Origin of the sequence: Campylobacter sp. BCW_6468, from assembly GCF_001762865.1 — a bacterium.
In the GTDB taxonomy this organism is placed as follows: Bacteria; Campylobacterota; Campylobacteria; order Campylobacterales; family Campylobacteraceae; genus Campylobacter_D; species Campylobacter_D jejuni.
Genome location: NZ_MJXQ01000019.1, coordinates 1 through 16,482 on the forward strand (window position 1 = coordinate 1; position 16,482 = coordinate 16,482).

The window sequence follows — 16,482 nt, forward strand, 5'->3', positions numbered from 1 at the left end:
TCAGACTTTGCTAATGCTTTAGCTAATGAAAGTGGAAAATTACAAACTGCTGTTCAAAGCTTAACCACTTCTTCAAATTCTCAAGCTCAATCTTTAGAAGAAACTGCAGCAGCTTTAGAAGAGATCACTTCTTCTATGCAAAATGTTTCAGTTAAAACTAGTGATGTTATCACTCAATCTGAAGAGATTAAAAATGTTACAGGTATTATAGGTGATATTGCAGATCAAATCAATCTTTTAGCTTTAAATGCAGCTATTGAAGCAGCTCGTGCTGGAGAACATGGTAGAGGCTTTGCAGTGGTAGCTGATGAAGTTAGAAAGTTAGCTGAAAGAACTCAAAAGTCTTTATCAGAAATTGAAGCTAATACTAATTTACTTGTTCAATCTATCAATGATATGGCAGAAAGTATTAAAGAACAAACTGCAGGTATCACTCAAATCAATGATAGCGTAGCTCAAATTGATCAAACTACTAAAGATAATGTTGAAATTGCTAATGAATCAGCTATTATTTCTAGTACAGTAAGTGATATAGCTAATAATATCTTAGAAGATGTTAAGAAGAAGAGGTTTTAATCTTAGATAACTAGCTAAAAAGCTAGTTATCTCTAATTTACTTATTGATTTAAAATTTGATTTTTACTCTTACATAAATTCTGCCAATTTGAAACACCTTTGATTTCAAGACATTGTTTTAAACTTTCTTTTTCAGCTTGTATATTTTGCATTCTTTCATAAGTTAAAGCTTGGATATATAAAGCTCTTGCCTTATCCTCATCTGAAAGTTTTAATTTAAGCAAATCTGTTAAAACAGCTAAACTTTCTTCATTTTTATTGATTTTAGTCAAAGCATCAAGATATATAAATTCTAAATTAGGACTAAAAAGATTTATACCTTTAAAATTTTGATAGTCAATGGCCTTAGGTGCGTAAGTTAAAATAGTTGTTTGCATATTATGATCATTAGCGTAAGAAAGTAAAGCATCATAAGCTTCCACCATACTAAAATTCATTGGAAAACTTTCTAAAATTTGCAAAATTTTAATGGCTTGATTATAGTCATTTAAACGCAATAAAGATAAAAATTGCAAATAATAAGCCTTAAAATTCTCATCATCACTTTTTAAAATTCTAGAATTAGCTATGTCTTTAGAAATTTTAATCACCTGAGGATATTGTTTATTGTCAAAAAGAATAGATGCTTTTTGAAGACCGTAAAATATAGAATCTTCATTATAATTTTTATCTATATAATCAAGTGCTTGTTCAACATTAGAAGTTCTGATAAGACAAGCTAACATTTGTTTTTTATTCTCAATTTTCTGACCTATATCATAAGCACTAAAACGCATAAAAATATTTGCAGCATTGATACAATTATCAGCTTTTATCGCATTTTTTAAATCATTAATGGCTGCTTTCTCTAAAAATTGAGTAGCATTTGGAATTTTTTTACTTTCTATAAGATCTTTATAAGCTAAAATAGCACTAAAATTTCCCTCTTTATAATAAAGTGCAACATCTTCATCTAAAGCTTTATTTGCAATATTCTCATCTTTATTTGCATATTGCTTCATTAAATCTGTATAACGCTGATGCAAAAAGCTTGCATTATTATCACCTAAAGCAAAGAATACCTCATCACTTGCTTTTTTAATTTCATCTAAATACTTACCATCTAAATAATCATCCATATACAAATCAAGGTATTTTTTAGCATCACTAGATCTGTTAGCATGTGATAAAACCAAGGCTAAATCTTTTAAAGTTTCTTCATAACTTGGATCAAGTTTGGACATTTTAGCAAAGGCATCTTCATAAATACTTGCACTTATATCAAATTGTCCCTTTTGATTAAATAATTTAGCAAGTTCTAAAGATCTTGGAATATCTTTTCCAAAATATTCAGGATTGGCTTTTAAAATGGTATTAATATATTCTATAGCTTTATTTACTTGCTCATTTGAAAGCAAATTCTTTGCCAAACTCATAGCTGCTCTTGCAGCTAAATCTAAATTTTTTGTATTAAAATAAGTATTTTCATAAATATTTACAGCTTTTTCTTTTTCATTTAAATTATAAATATAGTCTGCATAATCAAGTTTTGATAACTGAGTAAAATAATTATTAGGTTGTTCATTATCCAAAATCGACATTGTATACTCTACATCAGCACGCTGAGCTAAAGCGATATAAGTTCTTAACATTATATGTAAAACTTCTGAAAAATTTTTATCACTTGTAAAAGTACGCGTCCAATTTTTAGCATCATCAATCATCTTTTCTAAAATTTGTTGATCACGCATGCTTGGATCTTGAGTGTAAAGTTTATTTTGAGCTCTTAATTTATAAAGTATAAATTCACTAGTAAAAATACTGCCACGATATCTATTGATAGCATTTTGTGCATCAATCACCACTTGATTGTAATTAGCCTTATCGTATTCTTTTTTGATGCGTAAATAAGTATTGATATCTGCACTTTGAGGAATAACAACAGGATCAGAATTTAAATCCAAAGCTCCAACATAAGGCAAACTCTCATGTGGAAAATTGATATTAAAATCGAGTCCATCATAGTCTTTAATAGGTGCTAGTTCTGGTGTAAAAATAAAAGTAAAAGCCTTACTTTTATGCGAACTTGATGAACTGAGTTCTTTATCTATATAAATATTTTGAGAAGTGTCAAACATTCTTGCTTGTATTTTTGGCAAAATGATCATTTTAATTTTTTGAGCTTCTTGTATAAATTTTAAATCAAAAGCAGAAAAACTCTGATCTTTTAATTTATTATCAACCATACCTGCAATATCACATTCAAAATGAACTTTTGCTTCGGTAATAAATTTTTGACATGTAAATTCTAAATCATTACTCGCATGTAAAACTGCAAAAGCTTGATTATTTTCGCGACCCGTGTTTAAAACAAGCTCAAAAGCAAAAGCATTTAAAAAACTTAATAAAATTAAAAATAATATTCTCATAAAATAATTATAGCAAAACTCTTATAACATTAACAATATAGCAAAAATGCTTACACAAACACAAAAAGCTAAAATAAAATTTTGTATAAAACTAAACTTAATATTATAAACCCTATCATTTTTCATAAATAAAACATGAATTAAAATCTTTAAATACGCATAAAGCATAATAACAGAAGATAAAGCCACAAAAAGCGCCAAATACCAATATCCATTTAAAATTGCTGTATTTAAAATCATAAATTTACCCCAAAACACTCCAAAAGGCGGGATACCTGCTAAAGAAAGCACACTAATGCTTAAACAAAAAGCAATTAAAGGTTTTTTAACCAAAAGCCCATTTAAACTCTCATAAGAATTATTCTCATAATTACTTAAAATCATAAATACAGCATAATTTGCAAAAGCAAATAAAGTCCAATATCCAAAAATAGCAAGCAAAATTCCATCAAAATTTTGTTCTTTTAATAAAGGAATGCAAGCTATCAAAACCAAAGAAGAATGCACTACAGAACTATAAGCAAACATTTTTTTGATATTGTTTTGACTTAAAGCCGCAAAAGCGCCTATAAGCATAGAAAAAATCGCTAGAACTATTATGATATATTCAAAACCTGTATTATTTAAAAAATCAAACAAACGAATAACCACAACCAACATGGCAACTTTTGGCACAACTGAAATAAAAGCAACCAAATTTGTATGTGCTGCATAATACACATCTTTAAGCCAAAAATGAAAAGGTGCCAAAGAAAGCTTGATTGCACAAAGAACAAAAATCATCACTCCAGCACCCAAAAGCATGGGATCTTTTTGAAACTCATTTTTTAACGCTAAATTAGCAGATAAATCTAAAGTTCCTGTTTTTAAATAAATAAAAGCTACAGCCATAACAAAAAATCCAGCTCCTACAGCCGCTATACTAAAGTATTTTATCGCACTTGAAATAGCATTATCACTTCCACGCATTGCTATTAAAGTATAAAGCGCTAAAGAAGAACTTTCAAGTCCTATAAAAATAAGTACTAAATTTGAGCTTGAAACCATCAAAAGCAAAGATGCAATCATAAATAAAAATAAAGCATAAAATTCACCTTGATTTTCTTCTTTTTGCATTAAAAGATATAAAAATGAAAAACACAAAATCACCAAAGAAGCATAAAATGAAACAATATCATTATTTAAAGTAGCCAAAAAAGCTTTTGCTTCTAAACCTTGAGCATTTGCATTATTTAAAATCAAAAAAGCACTTACAATCAAAGACAAAGAACTTATGCCGATATAAAACGATCGATGAAATTTCCAAAAACCAGAGCAAAGCAAAAGAACTATTGCAGTTGTAATTAAAAATAAAAATGGATAAGATAAGCTTATATTTAAAAGTTCTAAATTTAAAAAATTATTTAACATTTGCCTCTCCTATTTTAGATAAAAAATCTAAAGTATTTTGCTCAACAGCTCTAATATTCATTGTTTTTATAAGATTATCCACATCTTTTTGTATCGGCTTTAAAAGTATATTTGGCATAAGCCCTAGTCCAAAAATCATTACTACAATGCACACAAGCGCTACTATTTCTCTAAAACGTAAAGAAAAACCCTCTATAAAGCTTTGTTTTTGCATGAAAAATATTTTTCTAAATACTGCGAACATATAAATCGCTCCTAAAATAATCACCAAACCTGCCAACAAAGCGTAAAATAAATTAATCTTTGCTATACCTAAAAGAATTAAAAACTCTCCCACAAAAGAAACAGTTAAAGGCAAAGAAACGCTTGCGAGTAAAATTAACATAAAGAAAATTGAAAATAAAGGTGCTTTTTTGGCCAAAGAATGGTAAAAAGAAATATCATAAGTATGATATCTTTGGTATAAAAGTTCAACCATTAAAAATAAAGTTCCTGTTACAATACCGTGTGCAAACATATAAAAAACTGCACCACTAATACCCAAAGCATTTAAAGAAAAAATTCCCAAAATCATCACACCAAGATGTGAAATAGAACTATAAGCAATCAATTCTTTAATATTTTCTGCTCTATAAGCAATTAAAGCATTATAAACGATACTTACTATACATAAAGCTACAATTAAAGGCATAAAATACACACTCGCATCTGGAAAAAGTGGTAAACAAAAAAGTAAAAATCCAAAAGGAGCCATTTTAAAAACTACAAGCATTACAGAAACAAGTATAGGCGAATTTGCATAAACCTTAGGTGCCCAAGTATGAAGTGGAAATAAAGGAGCTTTGATAGCAAAAGCGATAAAAAATGCTCCAAAAAGTAAAAGTTGCTCTGTAAAATTTGCTGCTGAGGCATTATTTTTCCAAATTTCCAAGTCAAAAGTGAAGATATTTAAAAGCTGATAATTTAAATAAGCTTGATAAATCAATGCTACAAGCATTAAAATTGAACCCGCAAAAGCATAGATAAAAAATTTCACCCCTGCTCTAAAATCTTTACCATAAACTCCCATAATATAAAGCAAAGGCAAAAGAGAAAATTCCCAAAAAACATAAAACAACAAACCATCTTTTGCGCTAAAAAGTCCCATAATAGCAAATTCTAAAAAGAATATACAAGATATAAGCGCTTTTTGTTCTAGTTTCAAAAATAAAAAGCTTAAAAATATCATCAAAGAACTTAAAAGCATCAATACAAGTGCAATACTGTCTACTCCTACATGAAAGCTAAAAAATTTCAAAATTTTAAAAGAGAGATTATAATCAAAGCTTACCCCTTGTAAAAAATCCGCAAAAATATCCAAATTTAAAGCCAAAATCATAAAACTTACAACAACGCTAAAAACCTTAACGCCTCCGCGATTTAATAGCAAAACCACAAAAGCAGAAATTAAAGGAAAAAATATCAAATAATTTAGCATTTTACACCATCCATACTAAAATCAACAAAATCACAAAAGCTGCCACCAAAAACCTAAGCATTAAGTTTAAGCTGTTTGGCATAATCATTTTTTGTGAAATATTTTGAGAATACAAAGCAATTTTTTCAACTATTCTATCAAAAATATAAAGATCACAATGCTTTAAAATCGCACATAAGCTTTCATATTTTGAAACGATAAATTGATGATAAAACCTAGGAATAAAATAATCATTACTTAAAAGTTTATGAATTTTATTTTCTTCAATACTTTCCTTAAACCAAGAATTTTTATAAGCAAAAATAGCCAAAATTGCACCCAAAATAGCTGCTACACTCGCACAAATCATTACAATTTGATTTTGCGCATCAATAAAAACTAATTTTGTGCTTAAATATTCAAAAAAACTATGTTCGAAAAATCCTGCAATAATAGCTAAAACCATCAAAGGACTCATAGCCAAAAGTGCGATTTTACTTGCTTCATGTGGATGTTCATCATGTCTTGCAGGGGTAAAAAATACCAACATTAAAAGTCTAAAGCTATAAAATGCTGTTAAAAAAGCTGCGATTAAGAGCACTAAAAAAATACCATGGTGAAAAGAAATGAAAGAATATCCCAAAATCAAATCTTTAGAGAAAAATCCTGCAAAAGGATAAATTCCTGCTAAAGCTAAAGATCCTATACACATTAAAATAGCTGTAATTTTTAAAGGTTTAAAAAGTCCACCCATTTTTTTAATATCTAATTTATCATTCATAGCATGCATTACATTTCCAGCGCCTAAGAAAAGTAAAGATTTAAAAAAAGCATGCGTAGCTAAGTGAAATAAAGCTATACCATAAGCCCCAAGTCCTGCAGCCACAAACATATATCCAAGTTGCGATAAGGTAGAGTAAGCAATAATGCGTTTTAAATCCCTAACCACCAAAGCCATAGAGGCTGCAAAAATCGCTACAAAAGCTCCGAGTAAGGCAATAATATAAGAAACTTCAGGAACTAAATCATAAAGCGTACTCGCACGAATTACCAAATAAACCCCCGCTGTTACCATGGTTGCTGCATGGATTAATGCAGAAACAGGAGTTGGCCCTGCCATAGCATCAGCAAGCCAAGTGTGAAAAGGAAATTGTGCAGATTTTCCCATAGCCCCTATAAATAAACAAGTTGCGATTAAGATCAAAGCATTGTGATCTAGGCTTTGTGCCATGGAAAAAACTTCATCATATTTTAAAGTTCCTGCTTGCAAATAAAGCCAAAAAATTCCTAAAAGCATACCCAAATCCGCAATACGATTCATAATAAAAGCTTCATTAGCCGCAAAAGAATAAGTATCATTTTTATACCAAAAACCTATGAGCAACCAAGAGCAAAGCCCAACGCCTTCCCAACCTACGAAAAGTCCTAAAAAATTATCACTCATGACTAAAAAAAGCATAGAAAAGACAAAAAGCCCCAAATAAGCAAAAAATTTATTAAAACCTTCATCATGAGCCATATAAAAAATACTATAAAAATGCACACAAGTGGCTACAATACCTACAATACTCATCATAGTAAGCGAAATAGCATCTATATCAAAACCAAAATTTACTCCAGCAAACCATTCAAACAAACTCACATTAAAAGCTTCATTGCAAAAAAGCAAATACAAAGAACAAAAAGTACTCAAAGCTACTAGAAGTGAACAAAATATCCCTACGAATTGTTTTTTCTCACTCAAAGCAAAACAACTTGCAAACAAAAAAGCTACAAAGGGACTAAAAAGAGAAATCAAAGCCAAATTTTGCATACTAAGCCTCCACTTCTTTTAAGCTTTTTAATTCTAAAGTGCCTTTTCTTCTATACCAAAGCACACACAAAGCTATACCAACAGCTACTTCACAAGCCGCTACACCCATGATAAAAAGCGCAAAAACCTGTCCATTTAAATCATTGTGCATTTTAGAAGCTGCTACTAAAGCTAAATTAGCACTATTTAATAAAATTTCACTCGAAATAAAAAGCATAATGAGATTTTGTCTTTTTAAAATCCCTACAAGCCCTATGACAAACATTAAAATAGCAACGAAAAAATACTTTTCTATCATTGTTTTTCCTTTTTAAGCTCTTTATGAGTAAGAGTGATAGCACAAACTAAAGCGATCAAAAGCAAAATAGCTATAAACTCAAAAGCTAAAAGATATTTTGAAAAAATCGCTAAAGCCAGTTGTTTATTAAAATCAAACAAAGCAGGATCATTTAAAGGCAAATCCGTGCTGATATTTTGGTATTTAAAACCTATAAGCATAGTCAAAAGTAAAATCGCACTTAAAACCACCAAAGTAAAAAAACTTTTTTTAGCTTTAAGTTGTTCTTTAAATTCTTTAGAAGCATCAAAAAACATCATCGCAAAACTATAAAGTCCAAGTACAGCTCCACTATAAACAATAATTTGTATCACGCCTAAAAACTCTGCATCAAGCAAAAAATAAAATCCCGATAAAAACACCATTCCACCTGCTAAAGCCGAAAGAGAATAAAGCATATTTTTACTTAAAACCGCGATGCCAAAAAAGCCTAAAACCACTACACTAAAAAATAAAAAAGCCAAATTTTCTATCATTTATTTTCTCCTTGCTCTTGTGTGTTTTGATTTTCTAAGGCTCTTTCTTGCATCACATCATAATAATTTGGTGTTTTTTTAACCCACAAATTTGCATCCTTTCTAAGACTTCCTGCTCCTTCAAATTCAACTTGATTTTTAAGCTTATCAATAGGAGTTAAAAAATCTTGCTTATAGCCAAAATAAGACCTTTGCTCGGCTGCATTTTCATACTCTATTCCATGTACTATAGCAAGTTCAGGACAAACCTCAGCACAAAAACCACAATAAATACAACGCCCTAAATTAATACTATAATTTCCTACTTTTTTACGCCCATTTTCATCTAAAGAAGTTTCCATTCTAATACAATTGCTAATGCAAATTTTTTCGCAAAGCCCACAACCTATACATCTTTCATTTTCGCTTTCTATAAAACGCATCAAACGATGAACAGCACGGTAACGATTGTCAAGCTTTACCTTTTCAAAAGGATATTTAATCGTAGCGCTATTATTTCTCTTAAGTAATTCTCTCATCATCACAAAAAGCCCTACAAAAAGCTCTAGTTTAACGCTTCTACGCAAAGCTTGTGAAATTTTCTCCCAAGTGCTAACAGGAGTTTTTCTTTTCTCATCTACTAAATAATAATTTTTCATATCAAACTCCTATAAAAGAACTGTCAAAGCAGTGATTAAAAGGTTTAAAACAGCTAAAGGGATTAAGATCAAATAGCACATTTTCATCACTTGATCTGGACGCAATTGCGGAAAAGCAGCTCTTGCCCAAAAATACCAAAAGAAAATAAAACTTGATTTTACTATCATCATAATCCAACCAGGAATAATCCAAAAGCTATTAAAACCCCCTAAAAACAAAAGAGTGACCAAAATAGCTCCAGCTATCATAGAAGTATATTCACCTATGAAAAACATACCCCATCTTAAACCCGAATACTCCGTTCCATAACCCGCTACAATTTCAGCATCATTTTCCGTCAAACAAAGCGGAGTTCTATTAGTCTCTATAAATAAAGCAATTATAAAAAGCACAAAAGCCAAAGGTTGTTTAAAAATAAGCCAAGAAAAAAATCCATCGCTTTGATAATTGTTAATATCCACCAAAGAAAAAGAACCTACAAGCATTATAATAGCAATCAAAGCTAAAGCTCCTACGCTTTCATAGGAAATAATCGCTACAAGCCCTCTTGCAGCCCCTAAAATCGACCATTTATTATTACTTGCAAGTCCACCCAAAAACACCGCATAAAAGCAAAGTCCTGAAGTACCGATGACAAAAAGCAAAGCTACATTGATATCTGCCACTATAGGCTGAATAACCCTTCCAAATAAAGTAAATTCAGGTAGCATAGGAATAGCTGCTAAAGAAATAAAAGCACAAATAGCAGAAATCAAAGGTGCTATAGCAAAAATAAATTTTTGCGAATTTGAAGGGATTATATCTTCTTTAGTAAAAAGCTTTATCATATCAGCTACAAGTTGAATAAACCCAAAAGGCCCTACCATATCAGGCCCTATGCGTCTTTGAAAATAAGCTAAAACCTTTCTTTCAGCATAAGTTGCAAGACCTGCTAAACTCGCAAATATTGCAATGATAATAATACATTTAATCAAAGTCTCTAAAGCAAAAAAAGCAAAATCACTCATGGTTTGCTCCTAATTTTTCTAAATTCGCCACAACAAATCTTTCATCAAAAAAGCTTAGCGTGTCAAGTTTTTCATCAAAATACGGCAAGAAAGCTCCATTTTTTATATCCTTATCCACACGCACACTAAGGCTTAATTCTTTATCTTTTATTTTAAGTTTTACAAGATCTTTATCTTTTAAATTTTTCTCTTTAGCTAAATTTTCACTTACACCTAAAAAAATCACCTCATTAATCGCACTAGCACGATTTGAAAATCTACCAAATTGATAGCTAGGATTAGCACTATAAAGCAAAATTTCATCTTCTTTTAGGCTTAAATTTTCAAAATTTGGAGAGATGAATTCTTTTTTAGCAACTTGTTTGAAACATTCTAAATTAAGCTCATATCCCCTTTTACAATCGCCTGCATTGGTATAAAAATTGTCTAAATGATCAAAATCAATCGGAGAAAAACCTTTATTTATAGGGAGTCTCTTAGTATAATTTATAGTATATTCCTCATCAAAACCTAAAGCATTAGCCAAATCATTTAAAAAATATCCCTTAAATTCTAAAGCAGCGTTAGTTGGTACCACTCTTTTATCATAATTTAAAAAAGTTCCTTCTTGCTGATTTAAACTCGCACTAGCTAAATTTGCATGCTCTTCATAAGAAAAACTAAAATCACCTTTTTCATTGTAGCCTAAAGTCTTGCCTTCTTGTGTATTGTTATCCAAATCACAAATCATAGCCACACCTAAGGTATTAGTATGCGTAGGATTTAAAAAGACTTTAAAAGGAGTGGTATTTTGGATCAAAGCAAGTAATTTAGCAAGTTTTTTCGCATTTTTATGAAAATAAAAATCACTCCCTATAACAAGAGTAAAATTTGCTTTTTTAAGCAATAAATCTTCTAATTTATCTTCATCTATGCCTAAATTTTTAGCAAAAACAGAGCGTTGTACTTCTATGTTGCTTTTCACTTTCTTAGGCACGACTTTTTTTACTTCTTTTTGAATTTCATTGCCTTCTTCATCTTTTTCTATGACTTGTTCTACAACTTCTTCGTTGATACTTTCTTCTATTTCTTTATTTTCACTAACAAAAAACTCTGCTAAATGAGTTTTGATACCTTCATCTTGGCTAAATTTTTGAAGTAAAAAATATAAAATTTGCTCTTCATCGCCACTTTTATGAATGTGCGAGATAAAATTTTTAGAATATTTTGCTATACCCATATCTTCCATAGGATGAAAATAAAGCCCTGAGCCTTTATTCATCACTAAAGCATTATTGATTTTATAGCTAAGCGTTGGAGCATCATATCTTAAAAGCATTCCAGCTACAACCAAAAAATCACTTTTTGTTATATCTTGAGTATTAGCGCTATAAAACTCACCAGAATTAGCGATAAATTCTTGTAAAAATTCTTTAAATTTCAAAGCTTCTTCATTGATCAAAGAAAGATTAAATTTCTTTTTTAAATTTTGTAAAATCAAAGCTTCTTCATTGGTAATAAAACTATTAAATTTAATGTTTTTAATTTCATTTTTCTCAAAAAGTTCCACAAGTTCTTTAAAGGCTTTTTCATCTTTATCCGCCTCATTTTGCGTATCAAAAGCAAATCTTGCAGCCTTATTTAAACTTGCAAAGGCAAAATCATTACTCACACGATAAATTTTTTCTTTTTGATTGCTAATGCCGCTTTGCTTAATATCATAATACATCAACTCACAATCGCTTGAATGCGGATTTGAAGCAGGGATTCTTTTAAGTTCCCAAATATTTGAAGTGTATTGAAATTTCGAACCTATTAAAGCTCCTGTTGGGCATACGCTTGTACATTCTCCACAAAATGAACAATCAAGCGTGTCGCCATTTGTAGGGCCTATCAAACTTTTTTGAAATTTAGTCCAAATCGCATAAGCATCTTTTCCCATGCTCTCTTTAAAGCTATTATCCACACTATCTCCGCCACGAGGAACAGTCTTTAAAGCACTTTCTCCGATTTTATCCTTACAAACTGTAATACAACGCTCACACACTATGCAAAGTGCGGGATCGTAATTAATCATTCCCCAATGTTTATGCGGTTTATGCGTGTCTTTAATCCAATATTTTTGAACATTTACACGACTTTTATGAGTGAAATTTTGCAATTCACACTCGCCTGATTTATCACAAACTCCACATTCTAAAGGATGATTGATACAATAAGCTTGCATGATCTCATTTCTTTCATCCCAAAGATTTTGTAAATCACTTTCTACAACCATGCCCTCTTTTGCTTTAGTATTGCAAGAATATACCTTTTTACCATCAGCTTCAACCATACACATACGACAAGCCAAAGTAGGACTACAGCCCGAAAGATAGCAAATCGCTGGGATAAAAATATCATTTCTTCTTGCTATATTTAAAATATATTCGCCTTCTTCAAAGGCGCAATCTATACCATTAATCTTAACTGTCATTTTGCTTCCTTTATGCGAATTGGAGTAAAATCAAAACCATTGTTTTCATAATTTAAAAAAGCTATAGTGCCTTGTAAATTTTCATCTAAACAAAGCTTGGTTTTAAGACTAAAATCTTTAGCCAAAATTTCAACTTCACTTTGATCTTTGCATTTTGCAATTTGTAAAAATTGCTTTGAACAATGTAAATTTTTATCTTGCAAATTTGCTCTAAAAAGCACTAACCCGTCATAATTATCGAGTTCTTTTAGGGTGTTTAATTTTGCCTTTTTAAAATCGCATTCTTCTTCATCGCTATCTAAAATCTTTAATCCATATTTTACACTTAGGAAATTCAAAAAATATTTGATATTTTCACTATCTTTATAAGAATGGATATTTTTATCTATAATTAAATACTTAGTCTCTTTTAAAAAAGCAAGCACTTCGCCTGCTTCTTCCTCTCCAAAACAAGATTCAGCACTTAAATATCCCTCATCTAAATCGCAAAATTGTCCTTCATCGCTTAATTTACAAAGCAAGGCCAAAACAAAACTCAAACTTGCAATTTCGCATTTGTAAAATTTAGCTTTTAAGTTTTTATCTTCCAAACAAGAAATATTAATACTATTTACACCTATTTTTTCACATAAATTTTTGTTTTTAAGGCTTGGCATATCTAAAAAACAAAGAGCATTATCATAAATCATACTCTCTCCTTTTTTATAACAATAGTCCAATCCACTTGATTAAATTTCAAAGAATTTAAAAGCTCACAGCCTTGTTCTTTTACAAAAGAAAAACTTTTTTCAACAGGAGAAAAATCGCCGATTTCAAAAAGCACCACTAAAACCTCACCTTGTTTTGCTTCTTTTATGATTTGTGCTAAATCTTCAAAAAGCTCTTTGCTTTTTCTTAAATCTACCCTTCTCATCGATCTATCTCACCTAAAACTATATTTACATTACCCATAATGGCTACAACATCAGCTAAATAAGTACCTACAAGCATTTCTTCAAAAAACGCACAATGCCAATAACTAGGCGTTCTAGCCTTTAAACGATAAGGTCTTCCTGTACCATCACTATGGATAAAAAAGCCAAGCTCACCTTTTGGACTTTCAGTAGGCACATAAACTTCGCCTTTAGGGGGTTTTAAACCTTGAGTGATTAAAACAAAATGCTGCATTAAAGAATAATTCTGCGTTAAAATTTGTTCCTTTGAAGCACTTACATACTCAGGATGCGTAGCTAAAATTTCAGGTGGAGTATCTTTATAAAGCATGGCACATTGTCTAAGGATTTTCAAACTTTCACGAAATTCTTGCATATAAACTTTATATCTTGCATAAGAATCCCCTTGCGTAGCATAAGGCACGCCAAATTCGACTTCATTATAAAGCAAATAAGGCTCTTCTTTGCGTATATCGTATTTTATGCCACTTCCTCTTAGCATCACACCCGTACAACCCCAGTTTAAAGCTTGTTCTTTAGTAACTACACCTACATTTTCAGTTCTTAAACGCCAAATTCTATTATCATCTAAAAGATCTTCATAATCTTTTAAATCATTTGGAAATTTATCGCAAAATGCAAGCATTTCTTCTAAATAATTCTCAGGTAAATCAAGCATAACCCCACCTATTCTCATAGAAGAATGCGTAAGCCTTGCACCACAATACTTTTCTATCAAATCCAAAACATACTCACGTTCTCTAAAGCAGTATAAAAACACACTCATCGCACCAATATCAAGCGCATGAGTGGCAAGCCAAAGCAAATGTGATGTGATACGGTTTAATTCTAAAAGTATCATGCGTATCACTGCGGCACGGCGTGGAATCTCTAAACCACAAAGCTTTTCAACCGCTGCACAATAAGCATAATTATTCGCTGAAGCAGCGATATAATCCATTCTATCAGTAGTAGGAATAAACTCTTGATAAATCATATTTTCAGCCATTTTTTCCATACCACGATGCATATAACCTATACAAGGACGCGCTTTTACAACTTGCTCTCCATCAAGTTCTAAAATAAGGCGTAAATTTCCGTGTGCTGAAGGGTGTTGAGGGCCTAAGTTGATAATCATTTTTGAGTCTTCTTGCTCAAAAGCTATATTTTCATAATAAGGTTTTAACTTGCTAGGAATTTGCATTTTAACGCCTTTTCTCTAAAATTTTTGCTTCATCACGTTTTACTTTTTTTACAAAAGCCACGCCTTCATCTTCTTGATATTCTTGTTTAAAGGAAATTTCCTTCTTTTGACCACCTTTTGGCACTTCATGATAAAGTCTTGCAAAATTTAGCGTATCTTTATCATCAGCAAAACCAGAATCTCTTTGTTCTTCGCCCACTACTTCGCGGTATTCTTTGCCAAAAATTTTATCAATCTCATACCATCTTGCAAACTCATCGCCCTTTAAAGGATAAGTTTTCAAAAGCGGATGTCCAAACCAATCATCAGGCATTAAAATGCGTTTTAAATTGGGATGATTTATGATGAAAATTCCAAACATATCATAAATTTCTCTCTCACTCCAATTTGCTCCTTTAAAAATATGAGCCACGCTTTGCAAACGCTCTTTTACGCCTACAAAAGTTTTTATTCTCACTCTTAATCTTTTTTCTAAATTTAAAAGCTGATAAAACACTTCAAAACCATTTTTATCTGCTACAAAATCAATAGCACTTGCCTCTGTAAAACTTAAATACCCTAAAGTTTTAAGCATTTGCAAGGTTTTAACATTGTCTTCTTTTTTAATTTCTATTACCCAAAAATCAAGCTCTACAAAGGAATTTAAAATTTCTACTTGAGTTTTTAAAACTTCAAAATCCTCTTTAAAAACACTTTCATTAACATCAGATTTTACAGTGTGTGGCGCGTGATAAAATCTATCTTTGTAATAATTTTGAGTTTGAGCATTTTTTTTATCGCTATACTTTCTCATTATACCAACCTTTTAGGTGCGATTTTACGACTTGCTTTTTCTTTGCGGATCTTTTTTTGCAAAATCATCAAAGCAAACTGAAAACTTTCGGGGCGTGGAGCACAGCCTGGCACATAAATATCTACAGGTATAATTCTATCCACTCCTTGAACCGTAGAATAAGTATTAAACATACCGCCTGTATTGGCACAACTTCCCATAGAAATCACCCATTTAGGATCAGGCATTTGATCGTAAAGTCTTCTTGTAAATTCAGCATGCTTTTTACATAAAGTTCCTGCAATAATCATTACTTCACTATGGCGTGGCGAAGCTCTAAAAATCGTTCCAAATCTATCAAAATCATATCTTGAACCCCCAGCCGCCATCATCTCAATCGCACAACAGGCAAGTCCATAAGATAAAGCCCATAAAGAATTACTCCTACCCCATTGAACTAGTTTATCAACACTAGTTAAAACTACAGGTAAACCACTTGCATAATTTATTTGATGCTCTGCCATGCAAACGCTCCTTTTTTATAAGCATATAAAAATCCAACTCCTAAAAGTACGATAAAAACAAAAACTTCTAAAAGTCCAAACCAACCTAAATCTTTAAAAATCAATGCCCAAGGAAACAAAAATACAACTTCTATATCCAAAAGTATGAAGATTAAGGCGATGATGAAAAATTGAGAGTTAATCTTGTTAGCTTGTTTAACAGGAATAGGACCACATTCATAAATTCCAAGTCCTAATTTTTTACGATTTTTTGCGGCAAAATTATTACCGATTTTTGAAGCTAAAAAAACCAGTCCAAAAAAAATAACACTAGCAAGTACTAGCATTAAAAAAATACCAAAATAAGGATGCGAAGCATCTATATGAGACATTTATTCTCCTTTTTTAAAGCACTTTAATCACTCCACAACAAAAATTAAATTTACACTTTTCTTTATTTTACTCTAAATTTTCTATATTGAAACTTATATTAA

The 16,482-nt window shown here is 30.9% G+C and carries 16 protein-coding genes; 1 reads left to right on the plus strand and 15 read right to left on the minus strand.

The window, feature by feature from the left end:
• Positions 1 to 576: methyl-accepting chemotaxis protein (locus AJ889_RS01015; RefSeq protein WP_074484689.1), on the plus strand; the 576-nt coding region annotated here is incomplete at its 5' end.
• Between the two features lie 41 nt (positions 577 to 617).
• Here the strand turns inward: AJ889_RS01015 and AJ889_RS01020 are convergent.
• Genes AJ889_RS01020 through AJ889_RS01090 form a run of 15 tightly spaced genes read right to left on the minus strand, consistent with a single transcriptional unit; the run spans position 618 to position 16,380 of the window.
• The gene (locus AJ889_RS01020) at positions 618 to 2,984 is read right to left on the minus strand and encodes a paralyzed flagella protein PflA (RefSeq protein ID WP_002934701.1); all 2,367 of its coding nucleotides are present in this window, start codon (positions 2,982 to 2,984) and stop codon (positions 618 to 620) included.
• Between the two features lie 21 nt (positions 2,985 to 3,005).
• A complete protein-coding gene (locus tag AJ889_RS01025) occupies positions 3,006 to 4,394 on the minus strand; it encodes an NADH-quinone oxidoreductase subunit N (protein WP_032584474.1) in 1,389 nt (462 codons plus the stop codon).
• Positions 4,384 to 5,871: an NADH-quinone oxidoreductase subunit M gene (locus tag AJ889_RS01030; RefSeq protein ID WP_002882849.1), complete on the minus strand. Its 1,488-nt coding sequence runs from the start codon at positions 5,869 to 5,871 to the stop codon at positions 4,384 to 4,386. Before AJ889_RS01030 ends, AJ889_RS01025 begins: the two co-directional genes overlap by 11 nt.
• Before the next feature lies 1 nt (position 5,872).
• On the minus strand, positions 5,873 to 7,663 hold the full coding sequence (nuoL, locus tag AJ889_RS01035; RefSeq protein WP_002860047.1) for an NADH-quinone oxidoreductase subunit L: 1,791 nt from the start codon (positions 7,661 to 7,663) through the stop codon (positions 5,873 to 5,875).
• 1 nt (position 7,664) lies between these two features.
• Positions 7,665 to 7,961: an NADH-quinone oxidoreductase subunit NuoK gene (nuoK, locus tag AJ889_RS01040; RefSeq protein ID WP_002858921.1), complete on the minus strand. Its 297-nt coding sequence runs from the start codon at positions 7,959 to 7,961 to the stop codon at positions 7,665 to 7,667.
• Positions 7,958 to 8,476, minus strand: coding sequence for an NADH-quinone oxidoreductase subunit J (locus tag AJ889_RS01045; protein WP_032584477.1), 519 nt, complete (start codon positions 8,474 to 8,476; stop codon positions 7,958 to 7,960). The genes nuoK and AJ889_RS01045 overlap by 4 nt, the downstream gene beginning before the upstream one ends.
• Positions 8,473 to 9,114, minus strand: coding sequence for an NADH-quinone oxidoreductase subunit NuoI (gene nuoI / locus AJ889_RS01050; RefSeq protein ID WP_002888214.1), 642 nt, complete (start codon positions 9,112 to 9,114; stop codon positions 8,473 to 8,475). The genes AJ889_RS01045 and nuoI overlap by 4 nt, the downstream gene beginning before the upstream one ends.
• A gap of 9 nt (positions 9,115 to 9,123) precedes the next feature.
• Positions 9,124 to 10,122, minus strand: coding sequence for an NADH-quinone oxidoreductase subunit NuoH (nuoH, locus tag AJ889_RS01055; protein WP_032584480.1), 999 nt, complete (start codon positions 10,120 to 10,122; stop codon positions 9,124 to 9,126).
• A complete protein-coding gene (locus AJ889_RS01060) occupies positions 10,115 to 12,577 on the minus strand; it encodes an NADH-quinone oxidoreductase subunit G (RefSeq protein ID WP_032584482.1) in 2,463 nt (820 codons plus the stop codon). Before AJ889_RS01060 ends, nuoH begins: the two co-directional genes overlap by 8 nt.
• Positions 12,574 to 13,266, minus strand: a complete 693-nt coding sequence (locus AJ889_RS01065) for a hypothetical protein (protein WP_002870002.1) — start codon at positions 13,264 to 13,266, stop codon at positions 12,574 to 12,576. The genes AJ889_RS01060 and AJ889_RS01065 overlap by 4 nt, the downstream gene beginning before the upstream one ends.
• Entirely contained in the window at positions 13,263 to 13,490 is a 228-nt protein-coding gene (locus tag AJ889_RS01070) for an NADH-ubiquinone oxidoreductase subunit E family protein (RefSeq protein ID WP_002824979.1), read from the minus strand. The genes AJ889_RS01065 and AJ889_RS01070 overlap by 4 nt, the downstream gene beginning before the upstream one ends.
• Positions 13,487 to 14,713 (minus strand): NADH dehydrogenase (quinone) subunit D, encoded by a 1,227-nt coding sequence (nuoD, locus tag AJ889_RS01075; protein ID WP_002858926.1) that lies wholly within the window; start codon positions 14,711 to 14,713, stop codon positions 13,487 to 13,489. The genes AJ889_RS01070 and nuoD overlap by 4 nt, the downstream gene beginning before the upstream one ends.
• A gap of 1 nt (position 14,714) precedes the next feature.
• Positions 14,715 to 15,509 (minus strand): NADH-quinone oxidoreductase subunit C, encoded by a 795-nt coding sequence (locus AJ889_RS01080; protein ID WP_072224518.1) that lies wholly within the window; start codon positions 15,507 to 15,509, stop codon positions 14,715 to 14,717.
• Positions 15,506 to 16,009 (minus strand): NADH-quinone oxidoreductase subunit B family protein, encoded by a 504-nt coding sequence (locus AJ889_RS01085; RefSeq protein WP_002824974.1) that lies wholly within the window; start codon positions 16,007 to 16,009, stop codon positions 15,506 to 15,508. Before AJ889_RS01085 ends, AJ889_RS01080 begins: the two co-directional genes overlap by 4 nt.
• Positions 15,991 to 16,380: an NAD(P)H-quinone oxidoreductase subunit 3 gene (locus tag AJ889_RS01090; protein WP_002824972.1), complete on the minus strand. Its 390-nt coding sequence runs from the start codon at positions 16,378 to 16,380 to the stop codon at positions 15,991 to 15,993. The genes AJ889_RS01085 and AJ889_RS01090 overlap by 19 nt, the downstream gene beginning before the upstream one ends.
• Positions 16,381 to 16,482 lie beyond the last annotated feature (102 nt).